This window comes from Amycolatopsis sp. NPDC004625, assembly GCF_040609695.1.
In the GTDB taxonomy this organism is placed as follows: Bacteria; Actinomycetota; Actinomycetes; order Mycobacteriales; family Pseudonocardiaceae; genus Amycolatopsis.
On record NZ_JBEXKX010000010.1, the window covers coordinates 188,745 to 209,674 of the forward strand.

The window sequence follows — 20,930 nt, forward strand, 5'->3', positions numbered from 1 at the left end:
AAGGTGACGCCATGCAATTCCGCCGGCTGCGCGTCCCGGACGCCTACGAGTTCTCCCCCCGGGCGTTCCCCGACGACCGGGGCCTGTTCGTCGCCCCGTTCCAGGACGACGTGTTCCGCGCGGCGGCCGGCCACCCGCTGCGGCTCGGCCAGGCGAACCACAGCGTGTCGCGGCGCGGCACGATCCGCGGCATCCACTTCGCCGACACCCCGCCCGGCCAGGCCAAGTACATCTACTGCCCGCGCGGCTCGCTGCTCGACGTCGTCGTCGACCTCCGCGTCGGCTCGCCGACCTTCGGCCAGTGGGACACCGTCGTCCTCGACTCGCGCGAGTTCCGCGCCATGTACCTCGCGGAGGGCCTCGGGCACGGCTTCGTCGCCCTGGAGGACGACACCGTGATGTCGTACTTCTGCTCGGAGCCGTACAACCCCACCGGCGAGCACGGCATCACCCCGCTCGACCCGACGCTGGACCTGCCCTGGCCCACGGACATCGAGCAGGTCCTGTCCGACAAGGACCGGAACGCGCCGACCCTCGCCGAGGCCGTCGACCGGGGCCTGCTCCCGGTGTACGCGGACTGCGTCGCCTACTACGACAAGCTGCGCTCGGCGAACTGACCACCCCCCGGCCACCCGGCCGCTTGCACTTTTAGTAAGCGCGCATATAGTCTGCTCGCATGGCACTTTACGAGTACGAGCACAGCGAGACGTCCACCGCCCCCGCCGCCGCGATCTGGCCGCTCTGGGCCGACACTGGCCGCTGGCCGGAGTGGGACGCCGGCGTCCGGTCGGTCGTCATCGAAGGTCCCTTCGCCGTCGGCACCAGCGGCACGATGACGATGGACGGCATGCCGCCGATCCCGTTCACCCTGACCGAGGTCACCGAGGGCCGGAGCTTCACCGACGAGACCGTCCTGCCGGACGCGCACCTGCGGTTCGAGCACGAGCTGACCGACGTCGACGGCGGCACGCGGATCACCTACCGCGTCACCATCGACGGCCCGGACGGCTTCGGCCCGCAGGTGACCGAAGACACCCCGGACGCCATGCGCGCCCTCGCGAGGCTCGCTGAGGCAGGCTCGCGGGTATGACCGCCCCCGAGTCCCGCCTGCCGGGCCCCGAACGCAGCCCCGGCTTCCTGCTGTGGCGCGTGACGCTGGCCTGGCAGCGGGCGATGCGGGCCGCGCTGGCCCCGCACGACCTCACGCACGTCCAGTTCGTGCTGCTGACGACGACGTGGTGGCTCACCCGCGCGGGCGAGCCACCCACCCAGCGGCAGCTCGCCGACCAGGCCGGCACCGACACGATGATGACCAGCCAGGTCGTCCGCAAGCTCGCCGGCCGCGGGTTGCTGGCCCGCGCCGACGACCCGGCCGACGCCCGCGCGAAGCGCCTCGAAGTCACCCCGGCCGGCCTGGAGCTCGTCGGGAAGGCGCTGAAAGACGTCGAAGCCGCGGACGCCGAGTTCTTCGCCGCCACCGACGACGGTTTCGTCGACGCGCTGGCCCGGCTCGACCCCTGACGAATCCGGTGCTCCCCTGGGGGCGATCCCGGATGTCGCGGCGCCCCGGTGCGAGCAGGCTCACCGGTTGACCGGCACCGCCGGCCGACGCCGATCCGGGTACCTGGCGCTGCGAAGCCTTTGTCTCACAAGGGAATCTGACGATCGGCGAGCGCGAGATCCCGCTCGGCAAGATCGGCGCGGCGAACTGGACGTCTCCGCGACGCTGCGGCACCCGTTGCTGCGCAGGGGCTGCACCATCGGCGTGCTGCACACGGTCGTCCACGACGACCCGGCGGTGCCGCCGACGGTGCTCTCGAAAACCCCGCCGACCATGCACTTCGGCGTCGTGGACCCGGATCTCGCGCTGCCGGCCACGCAGGGCTGCGGCGTGCTCGGCCCGCTCGTCGACCGGCGGCTCGGCCTGCCGTCGCCGTCCGGGGCGAACGCGTTCCACCAGACGACGTACGTGCAGTACAAGCAGCTCTAACGCTTCTTCGGCGTCACCCAGATGGTGATCGTCCCGGTGACCACCGGTTTGCCGTTCGCGTCCGAAATGGTCACCGGGACGTCGAGGTCGAAGCCCTCGGCGCCGAACTCGGGCAGCTCGGGCAGCGACGCGACCGCGCGCAGGCCCGTCTCCGCCTTCGCGACGTACTGGACCGTCATGCCCTTCGGCAGCCAGCGGTGGCTGGTGGGGACGGTCGCCTCGGCGAGCATGCCCATCGCGATTTCGGCGAGGTTGCAGGCGGCGATGGCGTGGAACGTGCGGATGTGGTTGTAAACACCCCACCACTTCGGCGCCGTCACCTCGCAGTGCCCCGCGCGCAGCTCCCGCACCGAAGGCAGCACCGTGCGGAAGTACGGCACCCGTACGCACATCGCGGCGCTGAACAGCTGTTTCCCGCCCGGCTTCCCGGCCAGCTTGTGCCACATCGCGAACGTCGGCGTCAGGGCCATGGAAGTCTCCTCGAACTAAGCTACCGTTCAGTAGCTAAGCAGACGGCCAGCCGCCGTGCAAACCGCCGGATATATTCGGCGCCGTGACGAACCGTCTCTTCCTCCTCCGGCACGGGCAGACCGAATGGTCGCTGAACGGGCGGCACACCGGCCGCACGGACATCCCGCTGACGCCGGCGGGCGAAGGCCAGGCGCGCGCCGCCGGCGGCACCCTCCGCAGCCTCGTGGGCGGCCCTTCGCTGGTGCTGTCGAGCCCGCGGGCCCGGGCCCTGCGCACGGCCGCGCTGGCCGGGCTGCGCGTCGACGACGTCACCGAAGACCTCGCCGAGTGGGACTACGGCGACTACGAAGGCGTCACCACGCCGAAGATCCGCGAAACCGTGCCGGGCTGGACGGTGTGGACCCACCCGAGCCCCGGCGGCGAAAGCGCTTCGGACGTCTCCGCCCGCGCGGACCGCGTGCTGGACCGCGCCCGGCGTGACATCGAGGCCGGCGACGTGATCCTGGTGGGCCACGGCCACTTCAGCCGGGTCCTGGTTGCGCGCTGGCTCGGCCTGCCCGCCACCGCCGGCGTCCACTTCGGACTGGACGCGGCCGGCCTCGCGGTGCTCGGCGACGAGCGCGGCGAACCCCAGATCGAACACCTCAACCTGCTGCCCGCGGAGGACTGACGTGCCCGACGACCGCATCCGCCGCATCCGGCCCGACGACGTCGAGGCCGCCGTCCGGCTGGCCCACGACCTCGCGGAGTACGAGCGCGCGCCGGGCGAGTGCCACCTGACGCCGTCGCAGCTGCACGAGGCGCTGTTCGGCGAGGCGCCGAAGCTGTTCGGGCACGTGGCCGAAGTGGACGGCGAGGTCGTCGGCTTCGCGGTCTGGTTCCTCAACTTCTCGACCTGGCGCGGCGTGCACGGGATCTATCTGGAGGACCTCTACGTCCGGTCGTCCCACCGCGGCTCCGGGCTGGGCAAGGCGCTGCTGGCGGCGCTGGCGGCCGAATGCGTCGCGAACGGCTACGCCCGGCTCGAGTGGTCGGTGCTGGACTGGAACCCGGCGACGGAGTTCTACAAGGCCCTCGGCGCGGTCCCGATGGACGAGTGGACCGTCAACCGCCTCACCGACGCCCCCCTGAAGGCCCTGGCCGCCCAGGCCTGACCCTCGTGAGTGTTTAGGCGGGTTAGAACCCGCCTAAACACTCACGAGGCCGGGGCGGCTTAGTCCTCTTCGTGGCCTTCGCGCTCGGCGCGGCGGCCCGCCAGCCCGCCGCGTTCGGCGGCCTCCGTCTCGGTCTCTCCTTCGCGCAGGCCCAGCGCCCAGGCCCGGGACGGCCGCCGGAACAGCAGGGCCAGGGCGACGATGCCGAGCAGCGCGATCGGCACGCCCCACAGCGGCTCGCCGGAGGGGCCCAGCAGGTACCAGCCCAGGCCGATCACGATCAGCGCGATCACCACGCCGGGCGACCGCGCCCACGTCTGCCCCAGGACCAGCCCGGCCGACGCGGCCAGGAACGCCAGCGCGACCACGATGAACGTGCCGGACTCGACGAAGACGTTGTTGCCCGGCTGCGCGGGCGAGGCCAGCCCGTTCACCAGCACGACCACCCCGAACACCAGCAGGGCGAGCGACGGCACCGCGGTGACCGCGCCGGCCAGCCGGACCTCACGGGGAGCGGGCGAGAGCTTCACGGCGGCGGCCTTCCGGAGTCCTTTGCGCGAGCACAGGGTTTGCGACGACACAGTGGACTCCACCAGGGCGGGTCACCGTGCGTGAGCTCATCCGATCGTATGCCACCCGGTCGGCCGTTTTCGCGGGACCGCCCGGGCGTCGAAAATTCAGGTGTCGTCGATGAGCGGGCGGTCGGCCCGGGTGCACTTGTCACGGCGAGCGGACACTCGCGACTGAAGGAGGACCGCCCGGCACAGGGTCTCGAAGAGGCTGTTCCCCGGGGTTGCGCCCGTCACCATGCGGCGCCGGAAGGTTCTCGGGCCGCCGGAAGTCACTTACCCTGCGGTGGTGCGCGCAATCCTCGTGGTGAACCCCCAGGCGACCTCGACCACCGCCGGTGGCCGGGACGTGCTGGCGCACGCGCTGGCCAGCCAGGTGAAGCTCGACGTGGTCGAGACGGACTACCGCGGCCACGCGATGGCCGTCGCGCGCTCGGCCGCGCGGGACGGCATCGACCTGGTCGTGGCCCACGGCGGCGACGGCACGGTCAACGAGGTCGTCAACGGCCTCCTGGCCGACGCGGACGGCGACCCGGCCGACATCGGCCACATTCCCGCACTGGGCGTCGTGCCCGGCGGCTCGGCCAACGTGTTCGCCCGGGCCCTCGGCATCTCGGCGGACTCCTTCGAAGCCACCCACCAGCTGCTCAACGCCCTGGAGAACGACCGCTCGCGGCGCGTCGGGCTCGGCCTGGCCGACGGGCACTGGTTCACCTTCAACGCCGGCCTCGGCTGGGACGCCGACGTCGTCGGCCGGGTCGCCAAGCGCCGCGGCAAGCAGACCACGGCCGCCCTGTACATGCGGGCCGCCGTCCGCTCCTACTTCCGGCCGCCGCTGGGCCGGCCGCCCCTGACGATCCGCATCCCGGGCGAAGAACCCGCCGAAGCGTTGACCGCTTTCGTGTCGAACACCGATCCGTGGAGCTATTTGGGGCAGCGCGCGGTGCACCTCAATCCGGGTTGCTCGTTCGAGACGGGATTGGGTTTGTTCGCGCTGAACGGTCTGGGATTGCCCACCGTGTTCAAGCATGTACGCCAAGCTTTGGCTACGAAGAGCAACCAGCGCGGCCGGCGTCTCGTGCGTCACGATGACCTGCCGATGATCCGCATCGACGCAGCTGAACCGGTAAACTTCCAGGTGGACGGCGACCTCGTCGGCCAGCGGACCCGAGTGGAATTCTTCAGCGTCCCCAATGCACTCACAGTAATCGTGTGACGACGGGACTGCTGATCGCCTGCGGCAAAGTGAATCTGCCGTTCGTCGACGCAGAAGCTCCACTCAGCGCATCAGCCTTCCCTCCGGGCGGTCGTTTCGGAGAGAAACCGCAGGTCAGAGGGGTCGCTCGGCCGGGTGACCTGACTCACCGATCTCCAAGAAACCCTTGTCGAAAGCGGTGCTTCGTGAAAGCATTCACAAGCACCCAAAAACGACCGCCATGACGACTGTGGCGCGGCCCTCCCGCGTCATATGAAGGAGCTCACGAACATGGACTGGCGCCACGACGCGGCCTGCCGAGACGAGGACCCCGAGCTGTTCTTCCCGGTGGGAACCAGCGGTCCTGCTCTGTCGCAGGTTACGCAGGCGAAGGCCGTGTGCCACCGCTGCACCGTCGCTTCCGACTGCCTGGCCTGGGCTCTGGCCAGCGGCCAGGACGCGGGCGTGTGGGGCGGTATGAGCGAGGACGAGCGACGCGCGCTCAAGCGCCGCCGTACGCACATCGGCACGCGTACCAACGCCTGATTCTCCCCAAAGCAATACCGGTCAGACCCAAGCCGTGAAGGAAATTCACCCGGCGGGCATTCGTCGTGCCCACGCCGTCCTGGGGTGATACCTGCCCGGCTTGAGCTTAACAACCGAGGCGAAACCACCTGGCGACGGGTGCGCTGAAACCTCACCAGGACTTCAAGTCCTCCCGCAAGCGTTGAACGGCCCGGCACCACGCACCTGGTGCCGGGCCTTCAACGTGTCACCCCCCCCCCCGAATCACACGTAATGCCCCTCCAATCACACGCGATGCCCATCGCCGCACGCGAACCGACCCTCCAGGCACGCGAGTCGACCGCCTGAGTACGCGAGTCGACCGCCTGGGCACGCGAGTCGACCGTCCGGGTACAGCGCGAGGGCGTCAGAGCCGGCGCGACAGCGGGATGCGCAACGCCGCTTCCGTCCCCGACACCCGAGTCGACGACGTCTCCGCGCGCACCTTCCGCAGCGAGAGCGACCCCCGCAGCTCCGACTCCACCAGCGTCCGCACGATCTGCAGCCCCAGCCCGTCCGACCGCTCCAGCGAGAACCCCGACGGCAGCCCTCGCCCGTTGTCGCGGATCACGACGTCCAGCCAGCGGGCCGACCGCTCCACGATCAGCTCGACCTTGCCCGACCGGCCCGCCGGGAACGCGTGCTCGACCGCGTTCTGCACCAGCTCGGCCAGCACCATCACCAGCGGCGTCGCGATCTCCGCGACCACCACCCCGAACGAGCCCTTCCGCGACAGCCCGACCTGCGACTCCGCCGTCGCCACCTCGCCGACCATCGGCAGCACGTTGTCGAGCAGCTTGTCGAGGTCGACGCGCTCGTCCACCGAGATCGACAGCGCCTCGTGCACCAGCGCGATCGACGTCACCCGGCGGACCGACTCCGCCAGCGCCAGCCGCGCCTCCTCCGACGACGTCCGCCGGGACTGCAGCCGCAGCAGCGCCGCTACCGTCTGCAGGTTGTTCTTCACCCGGTGGTGGATCTCCCGGATCGTCGCGTCCTTCGACAGCAACGCCCGGTCCCGGCGCTTCACCTCGGTGACGTCGCGGACCAGCACCAGCGCGCCCGCCGCCTGGCCCGCCGGCCGCAGCGGCAGCGCGCGGAACAGCACCACCGCGCCGCGCCGCGAATCGGCCTCCGTGCGGCTCGACGGCTTCCCGTCGAGGGCCTCGATGATCCGGTGGGACACCTCGGTCGCGTCGAACGGGTCGCGGATCAGCGACCGCGTCAACGGCGCCAGGCGCGTCCCGACCAGGTCGGATTCGTGCCCCATCCGGTGGTACGCGGACAACCCGTTCGGGCTGGCGAACACCACCGTGCCGCTGGAGTCGAGGCGGATCAGGCCGTCGCCGACGCGCGGCGACGTGTGCGTGTCGGTCGCGTTGGTGCCGTTCGGCGGGAACGTGCCGTCGACGATCATCTGGCACAGGTCGCCGGCGCTGCCCAGGTACGCGATTTCCAACGGCGAGGGCACGCGCGGCGCGGCCAGGTTCGTCTCGCGGCTCATCACGGCGATGACCTGGTCGTGGAACCGCACCGGGATCGCCTCGCGCCGCATCGGCAGGTCGCGGTACCAGTGCGGGTCCTCTTCGCGGCAGATCCGCACCTCGCGCATGGCCTTGGCCAGCTGCGGGTGCTCGTCGACGGTGAACCGCGTGCCGACGACGTCCTCGGGATGCGCGGTGGGCGCCGTGGTCGGGCGCGCGTGCGCGACGCAGACGAAGTCACCGCCGTCCGGCTGCAGCTCCTCGGTCACCGGCACCCAGAGCAGGAAGTCCGCGAACGACAGGTCGGCCAGCAGCTGCCACTCGGCGACGACGGTCTGGAGGTGGTCCGCCGCCTCACCGGGGAGGCCGGTGTTGTCGGCGAGCAGTTCGGCGAGCGTGGACACGCACCCCATCCAACCAGAGCGGGACGTCATGACACACTTGAGAGGTTGACCAGCTTTGACGACGAGGAGTGAACATGTCGAAGCGCGCCCGCAAGCGTCGCAGCCGGAAGAAGAACGCCGCGAACCACGGCGGTAAGCCCAACTCCTGAGCCGGCGCCGGCACGCAAAAGGCCCCCACACGATCGTGCGGGGGCCTTTGTCGTGCTCGGACGCGTTATTCGGAGCGCTGCTCGAGGGTGATCTCGGTGCGTTCCACGGTGACCCCGCCCCGGGTGGCGACGGTCTGGCGGATCGACGCGCGCAGCCGGCTCTTCAGCTCGGCCGGGGCGTGGTCGCCGCCGCACTTGCGGGCCAGCAGCTGCTTGAGGTGCTCGTCGATGCCGTACTCCTCGAGGCACGGCGGGCAGTCGTCGATGTGGGCGCGCAGGGCGGCGTCCCGCTCGGGGCTGCATTCGCGGTCGAGCAGCAGGTAGATGTCGGCGAGCGCCTCTTCGCAGCGGACCTTGTCGGACGCGCCCTCGCACATGTCGCTCATCGCCCCGCCACCTCTTCCTTGGCCGCCCGGATGAAGCCGCGCTCCCGGGCGACGTCGGCGAGCAGGTCGCGCAGCTGGGCGCGGCCGCGGTGCAGGCGGGACATCACGGTGCCGATGGGCGTGTCCATGATCTCGGCGATCTCCTTGTACGCGAAGCCCTCGACGTCGGCCAGGTAGACGGCCAGCCGGAACTCCTCGGGCAGCTTCTGCAGGGCGGCCTTGACGTCGGTGTCGGGGAGGTTGTCCATCGCCTCGACCTCGGCCGACCGCAGCCCGCTGGAGGTGTGGCTCTCCGCCTTGGCGATCTGCCAGTCGGTGATCTCCTCGGTCGGCGCCTGCACGGGCTGCCGCTGCCGCTTGCGGTAGCCGTTGATGTAGGTGTTGGTCAGGATGCGGTACATCCAGGCCTTGAGGTTCGTGCCGGCCTTGAAGGACGCGAAGGCGGCATACGCCTTCAGGTAGGTCTCCTGGACCAGGTCCTCGGCATCGGCGGGGTTGCGGGTCATCCGCATCGCGGCCGAGTACAGCTGGTCGAGCAGCGGCATCGCGTCCCGCTCGAAACGCTCGGCGCGCTCGGCCTCGGTCGCTTCTTCCGGCGCTGAGTTCTGCGTGCTCGGCAAACCGTTCCCTTCCCGCTCGGCGTCGATGCGCGTGCGCGCATACGGCGGACCCGAGTTTACGCGGGGACCGGGCACGCCGCGGTTCGCCGGTGCCTCGGGACGGCGGCGGCTGCTGCGTGAGCGTGTGGTGGCGAGCGTTGGTGTCACGTCCCGTACAACCGATCGGGGGGATCGGGCATTCCCTACACTTCCGCCATGGCTGGCAAGGGCACCCCGGCGACGGCACTGTTGGCGAAGCAGAAAGTGGCGCACCACCTGCACGCGTACGACCATGACCCGCGCGCGGAGTCGTACGGGCTGGAGGCGGTGGAGGCGCTCGGGCTGGACCGCGCGCGGGTGTTCAAGACGCTGGTGGCGGAGGTGGACGGCCGGCTGGTGGTCGGGGTGGTGCCGGTCACGGGCCACCTGGACCTGAAGGCCCTGGCGGCCGCGGCGGGCGGCAAGAAGGCGAAGATGGCGGACCCGGCGGCGGCCCAGCGGGCGACGGGGTACGTGCTGGGCGGAATCTCGCCACTGGGCCACCGGAGCCGGCTACCGGTGGTGATCGACGCGTCGGCTTCGACGTTCGAGACGGTGTTCTGTTCGGCCGGCCGCCGGGGGCTGGAGGTCGAGGTGGCACCGGGCGACCTGATCCGGCTGACCGGGGCCGTGGTGGCTTCGATCGCGGCCTGACCTGCGGGTTCAGGCCAGCGGCCGCAGTACTCGCGAAAGCCACTCCGTCGCCGCCCGTGAAACCGACTCCAGGTCCGCTGACAGATTGTGGTCGCCGTCCACCACGACGATCTCGTGGTGCGGTCCCGCTGCCGGGCGGCCGAACGGGTCTCGTGACCCCTGTACCACCAGGACCGGGACCTCGACCGAGTCCAGCTCCGGCTGGCGCGTCTTCTCCGGCTTGCCCGGCGGGTGCTCCGGGAACGCCAGGCACAGCACCGCGACCGCTTGCCCGGCCGCGGCCGTCCGGCAGGCCACCCGGGCTCCCGACGAACGGCCGCCGAACACGAACGGGAGGCCGTCGAAGCGCTCCGACAGCTCGTCCGCCACCGTCAGCCAGGCCGTGTCCAGCTGGTTCGCCGGGGCCGGGGCGCGGCGGCCCGCCACCCGGTACGGCTGCTCCACCAGGGCCACGTGCACGCCCGCCGTCTGGGCCGCGCGGGTCACCTCCACCAGGTCCTTCGCGCCGAGGCCGCCGCCCGCGCCGTGGCCGAGCATCAGGACCGCCGTGCCCTCCTCGGCGCAGTGCAGGTAGACCCGCGCCGGGCCGTAGGCCGTCTCGACCGGGATCGCCGTCATGACTTCGGCATGTCGAACAGGACGCCTTCGTGCGCCGGGTCGACGCGCTCCAGCAGCTCGGGACCGTTGTTGCGGACGTTGTTCACCCGGGTCGAGATCGGCCGCAGCTCCAGCGACGCCACGATGTCGTCCGGCGTCGGGACCAGCAGGTCCGTGACGTCTTCGCGGTCCGGGTCCAGCCAGCCGTCCCAGTGCGAGCGCGGCACGATCAGCGGCATCCGGTGGTGGACGTCGGTGAGCTGGCCCGCCGCGTCGGTCGTGATGATCGAGAACGTGATCAGCGGCGAAGCGTTGTCGTCGTCCTTCGGCCGCCAGGTCTCCCAGATGCCGCCGAACGCGATCGACGAACCGTCGGGAGACGTCATGTAGAACGGCTCCTTCTCCTTTTCGGTGCGGCGCCATTCGAACCAGCCGTCGGCCGGCACCAGGCAGCGGCGCGAAACCAGCGCGCGGCGGAAGGCGGGCTTTTCCGCCGCCGTTTCGGCGCGGGTGTTGATCATCCGCGAGCCGACCGACGGGTCCTTGGCCCAGAACGGCACCAGGCCCCACTTCATCATCCGCAGCGAGCGCTCGGCGGGCTCGTCTTCGAGGACCTGACCGTCTTCGTCACGCGGGTGCCGCTGCACGACCGTGACCACGTTCTTCGTCGGCGCGACGTTGTGGTCGGCGCGCGCGTGCCCCTCGGTGAGGTCGATCGCGTCGAACTCCTCGATCAGCTTCGCCGGGTCCTTCGTGGCGGCGTAGCGGCCGCACATGAGCGCCTCCTCTTACCGGGTCGGGCCATCGTTACACGCTGGCCAGGGCCCTGGCGAGCGACGTGGGATCATTCGGGTGGGCACCGGCGCACGAGAGGACGAGGGTTTGGCGCGCAACGACTGGAGCAAGCTGGACGAGACCGACGTCCGCGTGCGTCCGGGCAAGGGCAGCCGGCCCCGCAGCAAGCGCCGTCCCGAGCACGCCGACGCCGTCACGGCCATGGTCGTCGGCAAGGACCGCGGCCGCTGGACCTGCGCGATCGACGCCGATCCCGGCCGGATCGTCACGGCGATGCGGGCCCGCGAGATGGGCCGGACGCCGGTGGTCGTCGGCGACCGGGTCGGCATCGTCGGGGACGTCTCCGGCAAGCCGGACACGCTCGCCCGGATCGTCCGGGTCGACGACCGCAGCAGTTCGCTGCTGCGCACGGCCGACGACACCGACCCGTACGAGCGGCTGGTCGTCGCCAACGCCGAGCGCCTGCTGATCGTCACCGCGCTGGCCGACCCGCCGCCGCGCACCGGCTTCATCGACCGCTGCATCGTCGCCTGCTACGCGGGCGGCGTCGAGCCGGTCCTGTGCCTGACAAAGGCCGACCTGGCCAGCCCGGACGAGCTCCTGGCGGGCTATGCGGGCCTCGACATCCCGGCCATCGTCACGCGCTTCGACGAGGAGCCCGAGGGCCTCGCCGACATGCTGAAGGACCGCGTGACGGCGCTGGTCGGGCACTCCGGCGTCGGCAAGTCCACCCTGGTCAACCGCCTGGTGCCGGACGCCGAACTGGCCACCGGCGTGGTGAGCGCGGTCGGCAAGGGGCGGCACACGTCCGTCGCGGCGGTGGCGCTGCCGCTGCCCGACGGCGGCTGGGTCATCGACACGCCGGGCGTGCGGTCGTTCGGGCTGGCCCACGTCACCGCGGACGACATCGTGGACGCCTTCGAGGAGTTCGCCGAAGCCGCCGAGGAGTGCCCGTCGGGCTGCGGGCACCTGGGCGCGCCCGAGGACCCGGACTGCGCGCTCGACGTCGTCGTCACCGAAGGCACGGCGAGCCCCGAGCGGCTCGCGTCGCTGCGGCGCCTGCTGGCCTCGCGCGGCGGACATGATGTGACCCGCACCACAGAATCCTGAGACAACCGGGAACCGCTGACGGGTCGTCACCGTCATAGCTGTAATTATTCGCCCGTTCGGGCGATATGCCGAGCGGACCCATCCGACTCTGAGGGGAATTCGATGCGCAAGACCACCCTGGTCGCCGCGAGCGCCGCCGTGCTGGCGCTGACGCTGACGGCGTGCAGCGGCACCGCCGGCACGGCCCAGCCGGCCGCCGCGGGCAGCCAGTCCCAGACCGACGGCGGCAGCAAGGGACTCGCCTCCCCGTTCACCGACGCGATCCAGCTGGCGTCGGCGTCCAAGCAGGGCACCGAGAAGTCCAAGTCGGCGAAGTTCACCATGGAAGGCGCGGCCGGCGGCCAGTCGATGACCGCGACCGGCGCGATGGCGTTCGACGGCGCGAACACGACGTTCTCCATGACGAGCACCGCGGCCGGCCAGACCACCGAGATGCGCATGGTCGACAAGGTCATGTACATCAAGCTGCCCGCCGAAGAGCAGAAGCAGATGGGCACCGACAAGGCGTGGGCCAAGATCTCGGCCGACGGCACGGACCCGGTCTCGCAGGCGCTGGGCGGCGCGCTGTCGCAGTCGGCGGAGCAGAGCGACCCGGGCAAGATGCTCGACCAGATCTCCAAGACCGGCCGGATCCTCTCGTCCGACCAGACCGAGCTGAACGGCGAGCAGGTCAACCACTACAAGGTGGAGCTCGACGTCGCGAAGGCCGTGGACCAGTTCACCGGCCAGGTGCCGGCCGCGGCGCGCGACAAGCTCACCGAAATGCTCAAGGGCAAGGACATCAAGATCCCGGCCGAGCTGTGGCTGAACAAGGACAACCTGCCGGTGCAGGTCACCATGGACCAGGGCCCGATGATGCAGGCGCTGGGCGCGCCGGCCGGCGACGCGAAGTTCACGATGAAGTACACCGACTGGGGCACCCAGGTCGACGTGACGGCCCCGCCGGCCGACCAGGTCGTCGACCTCGGCGAGCTGATGAAGAAGGCCGGTCGCTGACCGGACGACGTTGAGTAGCGGCGGCTCCCCCGAACGGGTTCGGGGGAGCCGCTGTGTTTTTGTTGTCGCCATGCGCAAAGCCGCCGTGGTGCTGCTGGCTGTCCTGCTCGCCGGCGCGTGTTCCGACCCGCCGCGACCACCGGCGTTCGACGACGCGCGGGCACTGGCCGACGCCGCCACGGCGGCCACGGCGAGCGGCGGCTCGGCGAAGTTCGGTACGGACGTCGCGGTCGGCTCGGTCCGGTCGAAGGGCCAGGGCCAGGCGCGGTTCGGCGCGGGCGGAACGGCCCAGGTGATGACGACGGACTTCCTCGGCGAGCCGATGGAGCTGCGGGCGGTGGCCGGCAAGCTGTACGCGAAGGTGCCGGAAGGCTCGCGAGACGAGGTCGGCGCGGGAAAGCCGTGGATCGTGGTGGCGGCGGACGGCACGGACCCGTTTTCCCAGGTCCTCGGCGCCACCCTCACCCAGCTGACCACGCAGAACGACCCGGCGCACACGCTGGGCGAGATCCGGACGGCGGGCACGATCGTCGCGGCGGAACGCGGCCGGCTGAACGGGGTGGCGGCGGAGCATTACCGCGTCGACCTCGACCTGGCCCGCCTGGGCACCGACCTGCCGGCGGGCCTGCCCGCGGACGCGGCGAGCGGCAAGTTCCCGGTGGAGCTGTGGCTCGATGACACGCACCGGCCGTTGCAGATCGTCCTGGACCTGTCGCCGATCCTGCCGGGAGCGGAAGCGCGCATCACCACGCGGTATTCGGACTGGGGCACGCCGGCCGACATCCAGCCGCCACCGGCGGGTGAAGTGGGGTAGTCACGTTCCCGCCCGCTGTCCCGTCCGGAGGGGATGCCTGCGGCGCACCGGTGATCGGAGACTTGTCCACAGGCAACTCCACCTGTGGACAACTCAGAGCAGCTCCAGCAGGAACGGCAGTTCCTGCGGCGCGTACCAGGCCAGCTCGTGGTCCTCGGCATCCCCCAGGGTGAACTCCGCGTCCGGATCCCCCAGGTCCGCCGCATCGATCACCGCCGCGGCCGCGGACACCGCTTCCGCCGCCTCCGGGGCGTCCACGTGGATCGCCGCCACCGCGGAAAACGGGATCGGGCCGCCGATGCGGACCACCGGGGCGTCCAGGTCCGGGCGCAACGTCACGCCCGCCACGTCCGCCGACACCACCACGCGGCGCGGCTCGCCCTTCTCCTCCGCCGCGATCAGGCGCAGGGAGGCCCGGGCCGCGTCCAGCAACGCCGCGTACTCCAGTTCCTCGTCCGAACCGCTCACGTACGCCTCTCGCAACGCCGGTGTCAGCGCGAACGCCGTGCCGCTGCGGGCGCGGAACTCCCCCGACGACTCGAGTTCGCGAAGCATCGCGATGGTCGCAGGCAGATAGACCCTCACCAGTGCGCACCCTTCAGTTCTTCCAAGGACTCTTCGATCATCCCGGCCACCAGGTCCACGTCGAACGCGGCCTTGCGGTCGCCGTTGAGTCCGAAGTAGACGCCGCCGTGGTAGGACGTCACCCCGATCGCCAGCGCCTGCGTGCGCATCAACGGCATCACCGGGAACATCTCGACCAGTCTGGCCTCTCCCGCGTACATCGGCACCTGCGGGCCCGGTGAATTCGTCACCATGACGTTGAAGATGCGCCCGGACAGCGACCCCGCCGCCCGTGCGCCGAGGGAGTGGAGCGTAGCCGGGGCGAACCCGCCCACCTTGAGCAGGCCGCGCGCCGCCACCGAACGGCCCGAATCGAGGTGCTCGGCCATGGCGTGGCCGATGTGCTGCAGCCGCAGGACCGGGTTCGGCTCGCCGACCGGCAGGTCCACCAGGTACGCCGCCACCTGGTTGCCGACCAGGCCCGGCGTCGAAAACTCCGCCGTCTCGGCGTCGCGCACCGCCAGCGGCACCAGCGCGCGGATCGTCGTGTTCGGCGTCAGCTGCTCCTCGCGCGACAGCAGCCACTCGCGCAGCGCGCCCGTGATGGCGGCGAGGACGACGTCGTTGACCGTGCCGCCGTGCGCCGCGCGGATCTTGCGGAAGTCCTCCAGCCGCGTGCGCACCACCGCGAACACGCGGCCGCCCGACACCCGGACGTTCAGCGGCCCCGGCGGTGCCGGGCTCACCAGCGTCCGCAGCGTCGAGGCCACCCCGCCGACCGTCTCGGCGAACTTGCCCGCCGCCGCGAACGCGTCGTTCGCCGCCGACCGGACGTTCTCCACCACCTCGCCCGGCCGCTGGACGCCTTCGCTGATCGCGTCCAGCACCAGCTGGGTGCGGCTCGGCTCGCGGCGCGGGGTCCAGATGTCCTCGAACGGCTCCGACTCGCCCGGCGTCGCGTCCAGGATGAGCTGGCCGAGGTCGATCGTGCCGACACCGTCCACAACGGACTGGTGGGTCTTCGTCACCAGCGCCACCCGGTCGCCGGCCAGGCCCTCGATGAAGTACGCCTCCCAGAGCGGCCGCTCCGGCGCCAGCCGCCGCGACATCAGCCGCGCGACCAGGTCGAACAGCTGCTCGTCGCTGCCCGGCTGGGGCAGCGCCGAGCGCCGGACGTGGTAGTTGAGGTCGAAGTCGACGTCGTCCACCCACACCGGCCGCGCCAGGTGACCGGGCACCTCGAGCACCCGCTGCCGGTACCGCGGCAGGTACGCCAGCCGCCCGCCGATCAGGTCGACCAGCTGCGCGTAGCCGAACCCGGACCGCGGCCGCTCGAAGATCGCCACCCCGCCGACGTGCATCGGCGTCGCGTGGTCCTCGACGTAGAGGAACGAGGCGTCCAGCGCGGAAAGGCGGTCGGGCATGAGCCGATCCTTACACAGTGCGAGACTGCCGGGTGTGGGTGATGAGTCGACTATCTCGCCGAAGGACCGCTTCCTGACCGTCTACGGCCGGAAGCCGGTGCTCGAGGCGCTGGCGGACGCCGGCCTGCGCGTGGACAAGGTGATCCTCGCCGACACCGCCCGCGGCCCCGGCGCGGCGGAGATCCAGCGCGCGGCGAAGGCCGCCGGCGTGCCGGTGCAGCGGGCCAGCGAGCACCGGGTCAAGGTGCTCGCCGGCAACGGCAAGCAGGACCAGGGCGTGCTCGCCGACGTCGTCGCGCCGCGGATGCGAGCGCTTTCCGCCGCGCTGGCCGACCGGCGGCCGCCGTCGCGGGTGCTGCTGCTGGACGGCATCACCACGCCGGCGAACGTCGGCATGATCCTGCGGACGGCGACCGCGGCCGGGCTGGACGGCGTGATCGTGCCCCGGCGCGGCGTCGCGGCGCTGGACCCGATGGTCGTCAAGGCGTCGGCCGGCGTGGCGTTCCGCGCGCCGGTGCTGCGCTGCGGGTCGGCGCGGGAAGCCGCGGAACTGCTCTCCGAAGCCGGCTACGGCGTGTACGCGCTGGGCGCGTCGGCTCGCACGACGGTGTTCGACGTCGACCTGCCGCAGCGCGCGGCGTTCGTGCTCGGCGGCGAGACGGCCGGGGTCGGGCCGGAGGTCGGCGAGCTCGTCACGGAGTGGCTGTCGATCCCGATGCCGGGTGACGCCGAGTCGCTGAACGTCTCGGCCGCCGCCGCGGTGCTGGCGTTCGAGCTGGTCCGCCGCGCGCGCTGACCCTCACCCGGCGGGGAACAGCACCGCGAGCTCCTCCAGCGTCTCCCCGACCGACCGGTGCTGCACCCCGACCATGCCCGCCTGGACGGCGCCGCGGATGTTCGTCGCGGAGTCGTCCACGAACGCGCAGCGCGCCGCGGGCAGGCCGAGCCGGTCGGCCGCGATCAGGTAGACCGCCGGGTCCGGCTTGGCCACGCCGACCTCGCCGGAAAACACCAGTGCGTCGAAATAGTCGAACATCGTGTTCTTGACCTCGTCCGACGCCCCGGGGGCGTTGGACAGGAGCGCGGTGCGGACGCCGCGCTCGCGGGCGGCCGCCAGATAGTCGTAGAACCGGCCTGCGTCGGGATCGGTGAGAACTCCGGCGAAATCGACCAATAGCCCTTTCAGCACCCGGCACACCATAGCCGGGGCGGCAACGCGGTGTCTCGCAGTGCGCAACAACGCCGCTCGGACTTACCGCATCGGCCGCCGGTAATCCACGTCTTCCCCGGTTCTGGCCCGGATCGAGCGATTCCGGTGTCCTTTTCGGCCTGTTCCCCCTCTAACCCGGTGCAGACGGCGAAATGCCGAGTCAGGGAGGGGAGGAAAATGATCGAGGAACATCGGTTGCGGACGCTGGCCGACTACGAAGTGCCACGCCTCGCAGAACAATCGGTGACCCCGTGGGAACACCGCCGCGGCGGCCGGTGGCCGGCGCCGCGGCAGCTCGACGCGGGTGAGGTGGGCCACCTGCTGAACATGCTGCTGGAGGCGTACGACGGCCGCCGCCCGGCGGCGCAGGTGCGGGCGCTGGTGGCGCCGGAGGTCTACGCGGGTCTCAGCGGGCCACGCCTGCCGAGGCCACGGCACCGGACGCAGACGATCCACACGTGCACGCCCGCGCCGGACGTGCTGGAGGCGTGCGCCCGCGTGGAGGCGGACGGCCGGTCGATCGCACTGGCGGCCCGCTTCACCCGCACGCCGACGGGCTGGCGCTGCGAGCGGTTCGCGCTGCTGCGGCCGCAGCAGGCGACCAACCCGAGCCGGCGGGCAGCGTGAAGCGGGTGTGCGGTGCTCGCTCACCGCCGACGATCCTGACCGGGAAGTGCGCCCGTCACCGCAGCGCGGGAACGCGCCGCATCGTCCACATCGGTGCGGCGCGGTTCTCTTCGGCGCCGGCGTGTCCTGAGCGGACGGGCGGGCGGTAGCACGTCCGGGTACGAAAACGGGGCGCGCGGACCAGCCGCGCGCCCCGTTCGTCGTCTGTCAGCGACGTGGGCCCTTCTTGCCCTTCTTCGCCGCGTCGCGCTGGGCGGCGCGACGGTCACGGCGGGTGCCACCGGCGCCGCCGGCCGCCGCGGGGCGATCTGCGCCCTCGACGTGGGACTCGACCTCGCCGCCCTCGCCCGGGCCGGACAGCATCATGCCCGACGGCTGACCGCCGCCGCCGAGGCCCTTGCCGCGCAGGGCGGCCGGGACCGACTCGGTGTCCGTCGTCGGCGGCTGCGGCGGGGCCGGACGCGCGTGGCGGCCCTCCGTCGCCTGGCCGTTGCCCGCCGGCACGCCCGTGGGAAGCGCCGAAGCGGCCTCGGCCGGCGGGGCCTCCGCGCGCTCGACCTGCAGGTTGAACAGGAAGCCGACGGCCTCCTCCTTCAGCGAGTCCAGCATCGCGCGGAACATGTCGAAGCCCTCGCGCTGGTACTCGATCAGCGGGTCGCGCTGCGCCAGCGCCCGCATGCCGATGCCCTGCTTGAGGTAGTCCATTTCGTACAGGTGCTCGCGCCACTTGCGGTCGAGGACGGTCAGCATCACCTGGTGCTCCAGGGTCCGCATGCCCTCCGGGCCGACGAGCGCGTTGATCTCCGCTTCGCGCTTGTCGTAGGCGTCGCGGGCGTCCTGGACCAGTGCGTCGCGCAGGGTGCTCTCGTCGAGGTCGCCGTCCTCCATGAGGTCGTCCCAGTCGAGGCTGACCGGGTACAGCTGCTTCAGCGCCGACCACAGCTTCTCGTGGTCCCAGTCCTCGGCGTAGCCGTTGGCCGTCGCGCCGTCCACATAGGCGTTGACGACGTCGACGAGCATGCCCTCGATCTGGTCGCGCAGGTTTTCGCCGGCCAGGACGCGGTGGCGCTCGGCGTAGATCACCTTGCGCTGCTCGTTCATGACCTCGTCGTACTTGAGGACGTCCTTGCGCTGCTCCATGTTGATCTGCTCGACCTGGGTCTGCGCGCTCTTGATGGCCTTGGAGACCATCTTGTGCTCGATCGGCACGTCGTCGGGCAGCCGCATGGTGGTCATGACGCGCTCGACCATCGTCGCGTTGAAGCGACGCATGAGCTCGTCACCGAGCGACAGGTAGAAGCGGGACTCGCCCGGGTCGCCCTGCCGGCCGGAGCGGCCGCGGAGCTGGTTGTCGATGCGGCGCGACTCGTGCCGCTCGGTGCCCAGGACGTACAGGCCACCGGCCTCGCGGACCTCTTCGCCCTCGGCCTTCGACTCGGCCTTGACCTGCTCGAGGACCTCGGGCCAGGCGGCCTCGTACTCCTCCGAGTGCTCGACCGGGTCCAGGCCGCGCTCGCGCAGCACCTGGTCGGCGATCAGGTCGGGGTTGCCGCCGAGCACGATGTCGGTACCGCGGCCGGCCATGTTCGTGGCGACCGTGACGGCGCCCTTCTGGCCCGCGCGCGCGACGATCAGGGCCTCGCGGTCGTGGTGCTTCGCGTTCAGCACCTCGTGCGGGACGCTCAGCTTCACCAGCAGCTTCGACAGGCGCTCGGACTTCTCGACGCTGGTCGTGCCGACCAGGACCGGCTGGCCCTTCTCGTGCCGCTCGGCGATGTCCTCGGCGACCGCCTCGTACTTCGCGTCTTCAGTCTTGTAGATCAGGTCCGCCTGGTCGACGCGGATCATCGGCCGGTTCGTCGGGATCGGCACCACACCCAGCTTGTAGGTCTGGTGGAATTCCGCGGCCTCGGTTTCGGCCGTACCGGTCATGCCGGACAGCTTCTCGTAGAGGCGGAAGTAGTTCTGCAGCGTGATCGTCGCGAGGGTCTGGTTCTCGGCCTTGATCTCGACCTTTTCCTTGGCCTCGATCGCCTGGTGCATGCCCTCGTTGTAGCGGCGGCCGTGCAGGATGCGCCCGGTGAACTCGTCGACGATCATGACTTCGCCGTTGCGGACGATGTAGTCCTTGTCGCGGTGGAAGAGCTCCTGGACCTTCAGCGCGTTGTTCAGGTACCCGACCAGCGGGGTGTTCGCGGCCTCGTACAGGTTGTCGATGCCGAGCTGGTCCTCGACGAACCGGACGCCCTTCTCGGTGACGGCCACCGTGCGCTTCCGGACGTCGACCTCGTAGTGGTACTTCGAGTTGATCAGGTTCGTCTTCTCGACCCGCTCGCGCGACCCCATGGTGGTGGTGTCGATGCCGTTCATCAGCGGGGCGAGCCGGGCGAACTCGACGTACCAGCGCGACGACTGGTCGGCCGGGCCGGAGATGATCAGCGGCGTCCGGGCCTCGTCGATGAGGATCGAGTCCACCTCGTCGACGACGGCGAAGTAGTGCCCGCGCTGCACGCAGTCGTCGAGGCTCCACGCCATGTTGTCGCGCAGGTAGTCGAAGCCGAACTCGTTGTTCGTGCCGTAGGTGATGTCGGCGTTGTACTGAGCGCGCCGCACGTCCGGCTGCTGCTCCGACAGGATGACGCCGACCTCGAGCCCGAGGAAGCGGTGGATGCGGCCCATCCACTCCGAGTCGCGCTTGGCCAGGTAGTCGTTCGTCGTGACGACGTGGACGCCCTTGCCGGGGATCGCGTTCAGGTAGGCCGGGAGGACGCAGGTGAGCGTCTTGCCTTCACCGGTCTTCATCTCGGCGACCTGGCCGAGGTGCAGGGCCGCGCCGCCCATCAGCTGGACGTCGAAGTGCCGCTGGCCGAGCACCCGCTTGGCCGCTTCCCGGACGACCGCGAAGGCCTCCGGCAGCAGCTCGTCGAGGGACTCGCCGTCGCTGTTCCGCTTGCGGAACTCCTCGGTCTTGGCCCGCAGCTCGGCGTCGGTCAGGTCCTTGACGTCGTCTTCGAGGGTGTTGATGTGATCGGCGATGTTGCGCAGCCGCTTCACCATCTTGCCCTCACCCGCGCGGAGCAGGCGGTTCAGCACCATCCGGTCGACCTCACTAGCTGAATATGAGCACGCCCAGGC

At 71.0% G+C, this 20,930-nt stretch carries 24 protein-coding genes and 1 pseudogene; 14 read left to right on the forward strand and 11 right to left on the reverse strand.

Annotated features, from left to right (window positions below):
- Positions 1–11 precede the first annotated feature (11 nt).
- From rfbC to ABZW17_RS14290, 4 genes and pseudogenes are all read left to right on the forward strand, one after another.
- The gene (gene rfbC / locus ABZW17_RS14275) at positions 12–617 is read left to right on the forward strand and encodes a dTDP-4-dehydrorhamnose 3,5-epimerase (RefSeq protein ID WP_354813264.1); all 606 of its coding nucleotides are present in this window, start codon (positions 12–14) and stop codon (positions 615–617) included.
- A 59-nt stretch (positions 618–676) separates the two neighbouring features.
- Positions 677–1,090 carry an SRPBCC family protein gene (locus ABZW17_RS14280; RefSeq protein ID WP_354813266.1) on the forward strand — a complete coding sequence of 138 codons (414 nt, stop codon included), beginning with the start codon at positions 677–679 and terminating at the stop codon, positions 1,088–1,090.
- On the forward strand, positions 1,087–1,521 hold the full coding sequence (locus tag ABZW17_RS14285) for a MarR family winged helix-turn-helix transcriptional regulator (protein WP_354813268.1): 435 nt from the start codon (positions 1,087–1,089) through the stop codon (positions 1,519–1,521). Before ABZW17_RS14280 ends, ABZW17_RS14285 begins: the two co-directional genes overlap by 4 nt.
- 71 nt (positions 1,522–1,592) lie before the next feature.
- Positions 1,593–1,990, forward strand: a pseudogene (locus tag ABZW17_RS14290) (hypothetical protein); the annotation flags it as partial.
- Here ABZW17_RS14290 and ABZW17_RS14295 read toward each other — a convergent pair.
- Entirely contained in the window at positions 1,987–2,460 is a 474-nt protein-coding gene (locus tag ABZW17_RS14295) for a hotdog fold domain-containing protein (RefSeq protein ID WP_354813270.1), read from the reverse strand. The pseudogene ABZW17_RS14290 and the gene ABZW17_RS14295 sit on opposite strands and share 4 nt — an antisense overlap.
- 83 nt (positions 2,461–2,543) lie before the next feature.
- On the opposite strand from ABZW17_RS14295, the gene ABZW17_RS14300 reads away from it, so the two are divergent.
- Together ABZW17_RS14300 and ABZW17_RS14305 are read left to right on the forward strand one after the other, a co-directional pair.
- Entirely contained in the window at positions 2,544–3,131 is a 588-nt protein-coding gene (locus ABZW17_RS14300; protein ID WP_354813272.1) for an acid phosphatase, read from the forward strand.
- Between the two features lies 1 nt (position 3,132).
- On the forward strand, positions 3,133–3,615 hold the full coding sequence (locus tag ABZW17_RS14305) for a GNAT family N-acetyltransferase (RefSeq protein WP_354813274.1): 483 nt from the start codon (positions 3,133–3,135) through the stop codon (positions 3,613–3,615).
- 59 nt (positions 3,616–3,674) lie between these two features.
- Here ABZW17_RS14305 and ABZW17_RS14310 read toward each other — a convergent pair whose 3' ends face one another.
- Positions 3,675–4,145, reverse strand: a complete 471-nt coding sequence (locus ABZW17_RS14310; RefSeq protein ID WP_354813366.1) for a hypothetical protein — start codon at positions 4,143–4,145, stop codon at positions 3,675–3,677.
- A gap of 328 nt (positions 4,146–4,473) precedes the next feature.
- Between ABZW17_RS14310 and ABZW17_RS14315 the strand changes: the two genes are divergently transcribed.
- Positions 4,474–5,400 (forward strand): diacylglycerol kinase family protein, encoded by a 927-nt coding sequence (locus tag ABZW17_RS14315; RefSeq protein WP_354813276.1) that lies wholly within the window; start codon positions 4,474–4,476, stop codon positions 5,398–5,400.
- Positions 5,401–5,670: 270 nt separating this feature from the next.
- Positions 5,671–5,925, forward strand: a complete 255-nt coding sequence (locus tag ABZW17_RS14320; protein ID WP_003059797.1) for a WhiB family transcriptional regulator — start codon at positions 5,671–5,673, stop codon at positions 5,923–5,925.
- Between the two features lie 385 nt (positions 5,926–6,310).
- Here ABZW17_RS14320 and ABZW17_RS14325 read toward each other — a convergent pair whose 3' ends face one another.
- The 3 genes from ABZW17_RS14325 to ABZW17_RS14335 all read right to left on the reverse strand — a co-directional run bounded on the left by ABZW17_RS14325 (position 6,311) and on the right by ABZW17_RS14335 (position 8,986).
- Positions 6,311–7,831 (reverse strand): histidine kinase N-terminal domain-containing protein, encoded by a 1,521-nt coding sequence (locus ABZW17_RS14325; RefSeq protein WP_354813278.1) that lies wholly within the window; start codon positions 7,829–7,831, stop codon positions 6,311–6,313.
- 214 nt (positions 7,832–8,045) lie between these two features.
- A complete protein-coding gene (rsrA, locus tag ABZW17_RS14330; RefSeq protein WP_354813280.1) occupies positions 8,046–8,366 on the reverse strand; it encodes a mycothiol system anti-sigma-R factor in 321 nt (106 codons plus the stop codon).
- Positions 8,363–8,986, reverse strand: coding sequence for a sigma-70 family RNA polymerase sigma factor (locus ABZW17_RS14335; RefSeq protein ID WP_354813282.1), 624 nt, complete (start codon positions 8,984–8,986; stop codon positions 8,363–8,365). The genes rsrA and ABZW17_RS14335 overlap by 4 nt, the downstream gene beginning before the upstream one ends.
- Before the next feature lie 195 nt (positions 8,987–9,181).
- Here ABZW17_RS14335 and ybaK point away from each other — a divergent pair, with 195 nt between their 5' ends.
- Positions 9,182–9,658 carry a Cys-tRNA(Pro) deacylase gene (gene ybaK / locus ABZW17_RS14340; protein ID WP_354813284.1) on the forward strand — a complete coding sequence of 159 codons (477 nt, stop codon included), beginning with the start codon at positions 9,182–9,184 and terminating at the stop codon, positions 9,656–9,658.
- Positions 9,659–9,667: 9 nt separating this feature from the next.
- Here the strand turns inward: ybaK and ABZW17_RS14345 are convergent, their stop codons facing one another.
- Both ABZW17_RS14345 and ABZW17_RS14350 read right to left on the reverse strand, forming a co-directional pair.
- The gene (locus ABZW17_RS14345) at positions 9,668–10,276 is read right to left on the reverse strand and encodes an alpha/beta family hydrolase (protein WP_354813286.1); all 609 of its coding nucleotides are present in this window, start codon (positions 10,274–10,276) and stop codon (positions 9,668–9,670) included.
- Positions 10,273–11,031 carry an SOS response-associated peptidase gene (locus ABZW17_RS14350; protein WP_354813288.1) on the reverse strand — a complete coding sequence of 253 codons (759 nt, stop codon included), beginning with the start codon at positions 11,029–11,031 and terminating at the stop codon, positions 10,273–10,275. Before ABZW17_RS14350 ends, ABZW17_RS14345 begins: the two co-directional genes overlap by 4 nt.
- A gap of 106 nt (positions 11,032–11,137) precedes the next feature.
- On the opposite strand from ABZW17_RS14350, the gene rsgA reads away from it, so the two are divergent.
- The 3 genes from rsgA (at position 11,138) to ABZW17_RS14365 (ending at position 13,970) form a co-directional block, all read left to right on the forward strand.
- The gene (gene rsgA / locus ABZW17_RS14355) at positions 11,138–12,160 is read left to right on the forward strand and encodes a ribosome small subunit-dependent GTPase A (RefSeq protein WP_354813290.1); all 1,023 of its coding nucleotides are present in this window, start codon (positions 11,138–11,140) and stop codon (positions 12,158–12,160) included.
- Positions 12,161–12,262: 102 nt separating this feature from the next.
- Positions 12,263–13,156, forward strand: a complete 894-nt coding sequence (locus ABZW17_RS14360; protein WP_354813292.1) for a hypothetical protein — start codon at positions 12,263–12,265, stop codon at positions 13,154–13,156.
- Between the two features lie 70 nt (positions 13,157–13,226).
- Entirely contained in the window at positions 13,227–13,970 is a 744-nt protein-coding gene (locus tag ABZW17_RS14365) for a hypothetical protein (RefSeq protein ID WP_354813294.1), read from the forward strand.
- Positions 13,971–14,063: 93 nt separating this feature from the next.
- On the opposite strand, the gene ABZW17_RS14370 is transcribed toward ABZW17_RS14365, so the two are convergent.
- Both ABZW17_RS14370 and ABZW17_RS14375 read right to left on the reverse strand, forming a co-directional pair.
- Positions 14,064–14,555: a hypothetical protein gene (locus ABZW17_RS14370; RefSeq protein WP_354813296.1), complete on the reverse strand. Its 492-nt coding sequence runs from the start codon at positions 14,553–14,555 to the stop codon at positions 14,064–14,066.
- Positions 14,552–15,958 carry a wax ester/triacylglycerol synthase family O-acyltransferase gene (locus ABZW17_RS14375; RefSeq protein ID WP_354813298.1) on the reverse strand — a complete coding sequence of 469 codons (1,407 nt, stop codon included), beginning with the start codon at positions 15,956–15,958 and terminating at the stop codon, positions 14,552–14,554. The genes ABZW17_RS14370 and ABZW17_RS14375 overlap by 4 nt, the downstream gene beginning before the upstream one ends.
- Before the next feature lie 34 nt (positions 15,959–15,992).
- Between ABZW17_RS14375 and ABZW17_RS14380 the strand changes: the two genes are divergently transcribed.
- On the forward strand, positions 15,993–16,754 hold the full coding sequence (locus ABZW17_RS14380) for an RNA methyltransferase (protein ID WP_354813300.1): 762 nt from the start codon (positions 15,993–15,995) through the stop codon (positions 16,752–16,754).
- Positions 16,755–16,757: 3 nt separating this feature from the next.
- Here ABZW17_RS14380 and ABZW17_RS14385 read toward each other — a convergent pair whose 3' ends face one another.
- Positions 16,758–17,132, reverse strand: coding sequence for an HAD-IA family hydrolase (locus ABZW17_RS14385; RefSeq protein WP_354813368.1), 375 nt, complete (start codon positions 17,130–17,132; stop codon positions 16,758–16,760).
- A 213-nt stretch (positions 17,133–17,345) separates the two neighbouring features.
- On the opposite strand from ABZW17_RS14385, the gene ABZW17_RS14390 reads away from it, so the two are divergent.
- Positions 17,346–17,795 carry an Rv3235 family protein gene (locus ABZW17_RS14390; protein ID WP_354813302.1) on the forward strand — a complete coding sequence of 150 codons (450 nt, stop codon included), beginning with the start codon at positions 17,346–17,348 and terminating at the stop codon, positions 17,793–17,795.
- Positions 17,796–18,002: 207 nt separating this feature from the next.
- Here the strand turns inward: ABZW17_RS14390 and secA are convergent, their stop codons facing one another.
- Positions 18,003–20,891 carry a preprotein translocase subunit SecA gene (gene secA / locus ABZW17_RS14395; protein WP_354813304.1) on the reverse strand — a complete coding sequence of 963 codons (2,889 nt, stop codon included), beginning with the start codon at positions 20,889–20,891 and terminating at the stop codon, positions 18,003–18,005.
- Between the last annotated feature and the right edge of the window lie 39 nt (positions 20,892–20,930).

Excerpts from the sequence above, each read along its gene's own strand:
- rsrA (WP_354813280.1), bottom strand. The coding sequence starts at position 8,366 with ATGAGCGACATGTGCGAGGGCGCGTCCGACAAGGTCCGCTGCGAAGAG.
- secA (WP_354813304.1), bottom strand. The coding sequence starts at position 20,891 with ATGGTGCTGAACCGCCTGCTCCGCGCGGGTGAGGGCAAGATGGTGAAG.
- ybaK (WP_354813284.1), top strand. The coding sequence starts at position 9,182 with ATGGCTGGCAAGGGCACCCCGGCGACGGCACTGTTGGCGAAGCAGAAA.
- rfbC (WP_354813264.1), top strand. The coding sequence starts at position 12 with ATGCAATTCCGCCGGCTGCGCGTCCCGGACGCCTACGAGTTCTCCCCC.
- ABZW17_RS14295 (WP_354813270.1), bottom strand. The coding sequence starts at position 2,460 with ATGGCCCTGACGCCGACGTTCGCGATGTGGCACAAGCTGGCCGGGAAG.
- ABZW17_RS14375 (WP_354813298.1), bottom strand. The coding sequence starts at position 15,958 with ATGCCCGACCGCCTTTCCGCGCTGGACGCCTCGTTCCTCTACGTCGAG.
- ABZW17_RS14360 (WP_354813292.1), top strand. The coding sequence starts at position 12,263 with ATGCGCAAGACCACCCTGGTCGCCGCGAGCGCCGCCGTGCTGGCGCTG.
- ABZW17_RS14280 (WP_354813266.1), top strand. The coding sequence starts at position 677 with ATGGCACTTTACGAGTACGAGCACAGCGAGACGTCCACCGCCCCCGCC.
- ABZW17_RS14350 (WP_354813288.1), bottom strand. The coding sequence starts at position 11,031 with ATGTGCGGCCGCTACGCCGCCACGAAGGACCCGGCGAAGCTGATCGAG.
- ABZW17_RS14365 (WP_354813294.1), top strand. The coding sequence starts at position 13,227 with ATGCGCAAAGCCGCCGTGGTGCTGCTGGCTGTCCTGCTCGCCGGCGCG.
- ABZW17_RS14345 (WP_354813286.1), bottom strand. The coding sequence starts at position 10,276 with ATGACGGCGATCCCGGTCGAGACGGCCTACGGCCCGGCGCGGGTCTAC.
- ABZW17_RS14285 (WP_354813268.1), top strand. The coding sequence starts at position 1,087 with ATGACCGCCCCCGAGTCCCGCCTGCCGGGCCCCGAACGCAGCCCCGGC.
- ABZW17_RS14320 (WP_003059797.1), top strand. The coding sequence starts at position 5,671 with ATGGACTGGCGCCACGACGCGGCCTGCCGAGACGAGGACCCCGAGCTG.
- ABZW17_RS14390 (WP_354813302.1), top strand. The coding sequence starts at position 17,346 with ATGATCGAGGAACATCGGTTGCGGACGCTGGCCGACTACGAAGTGCCA.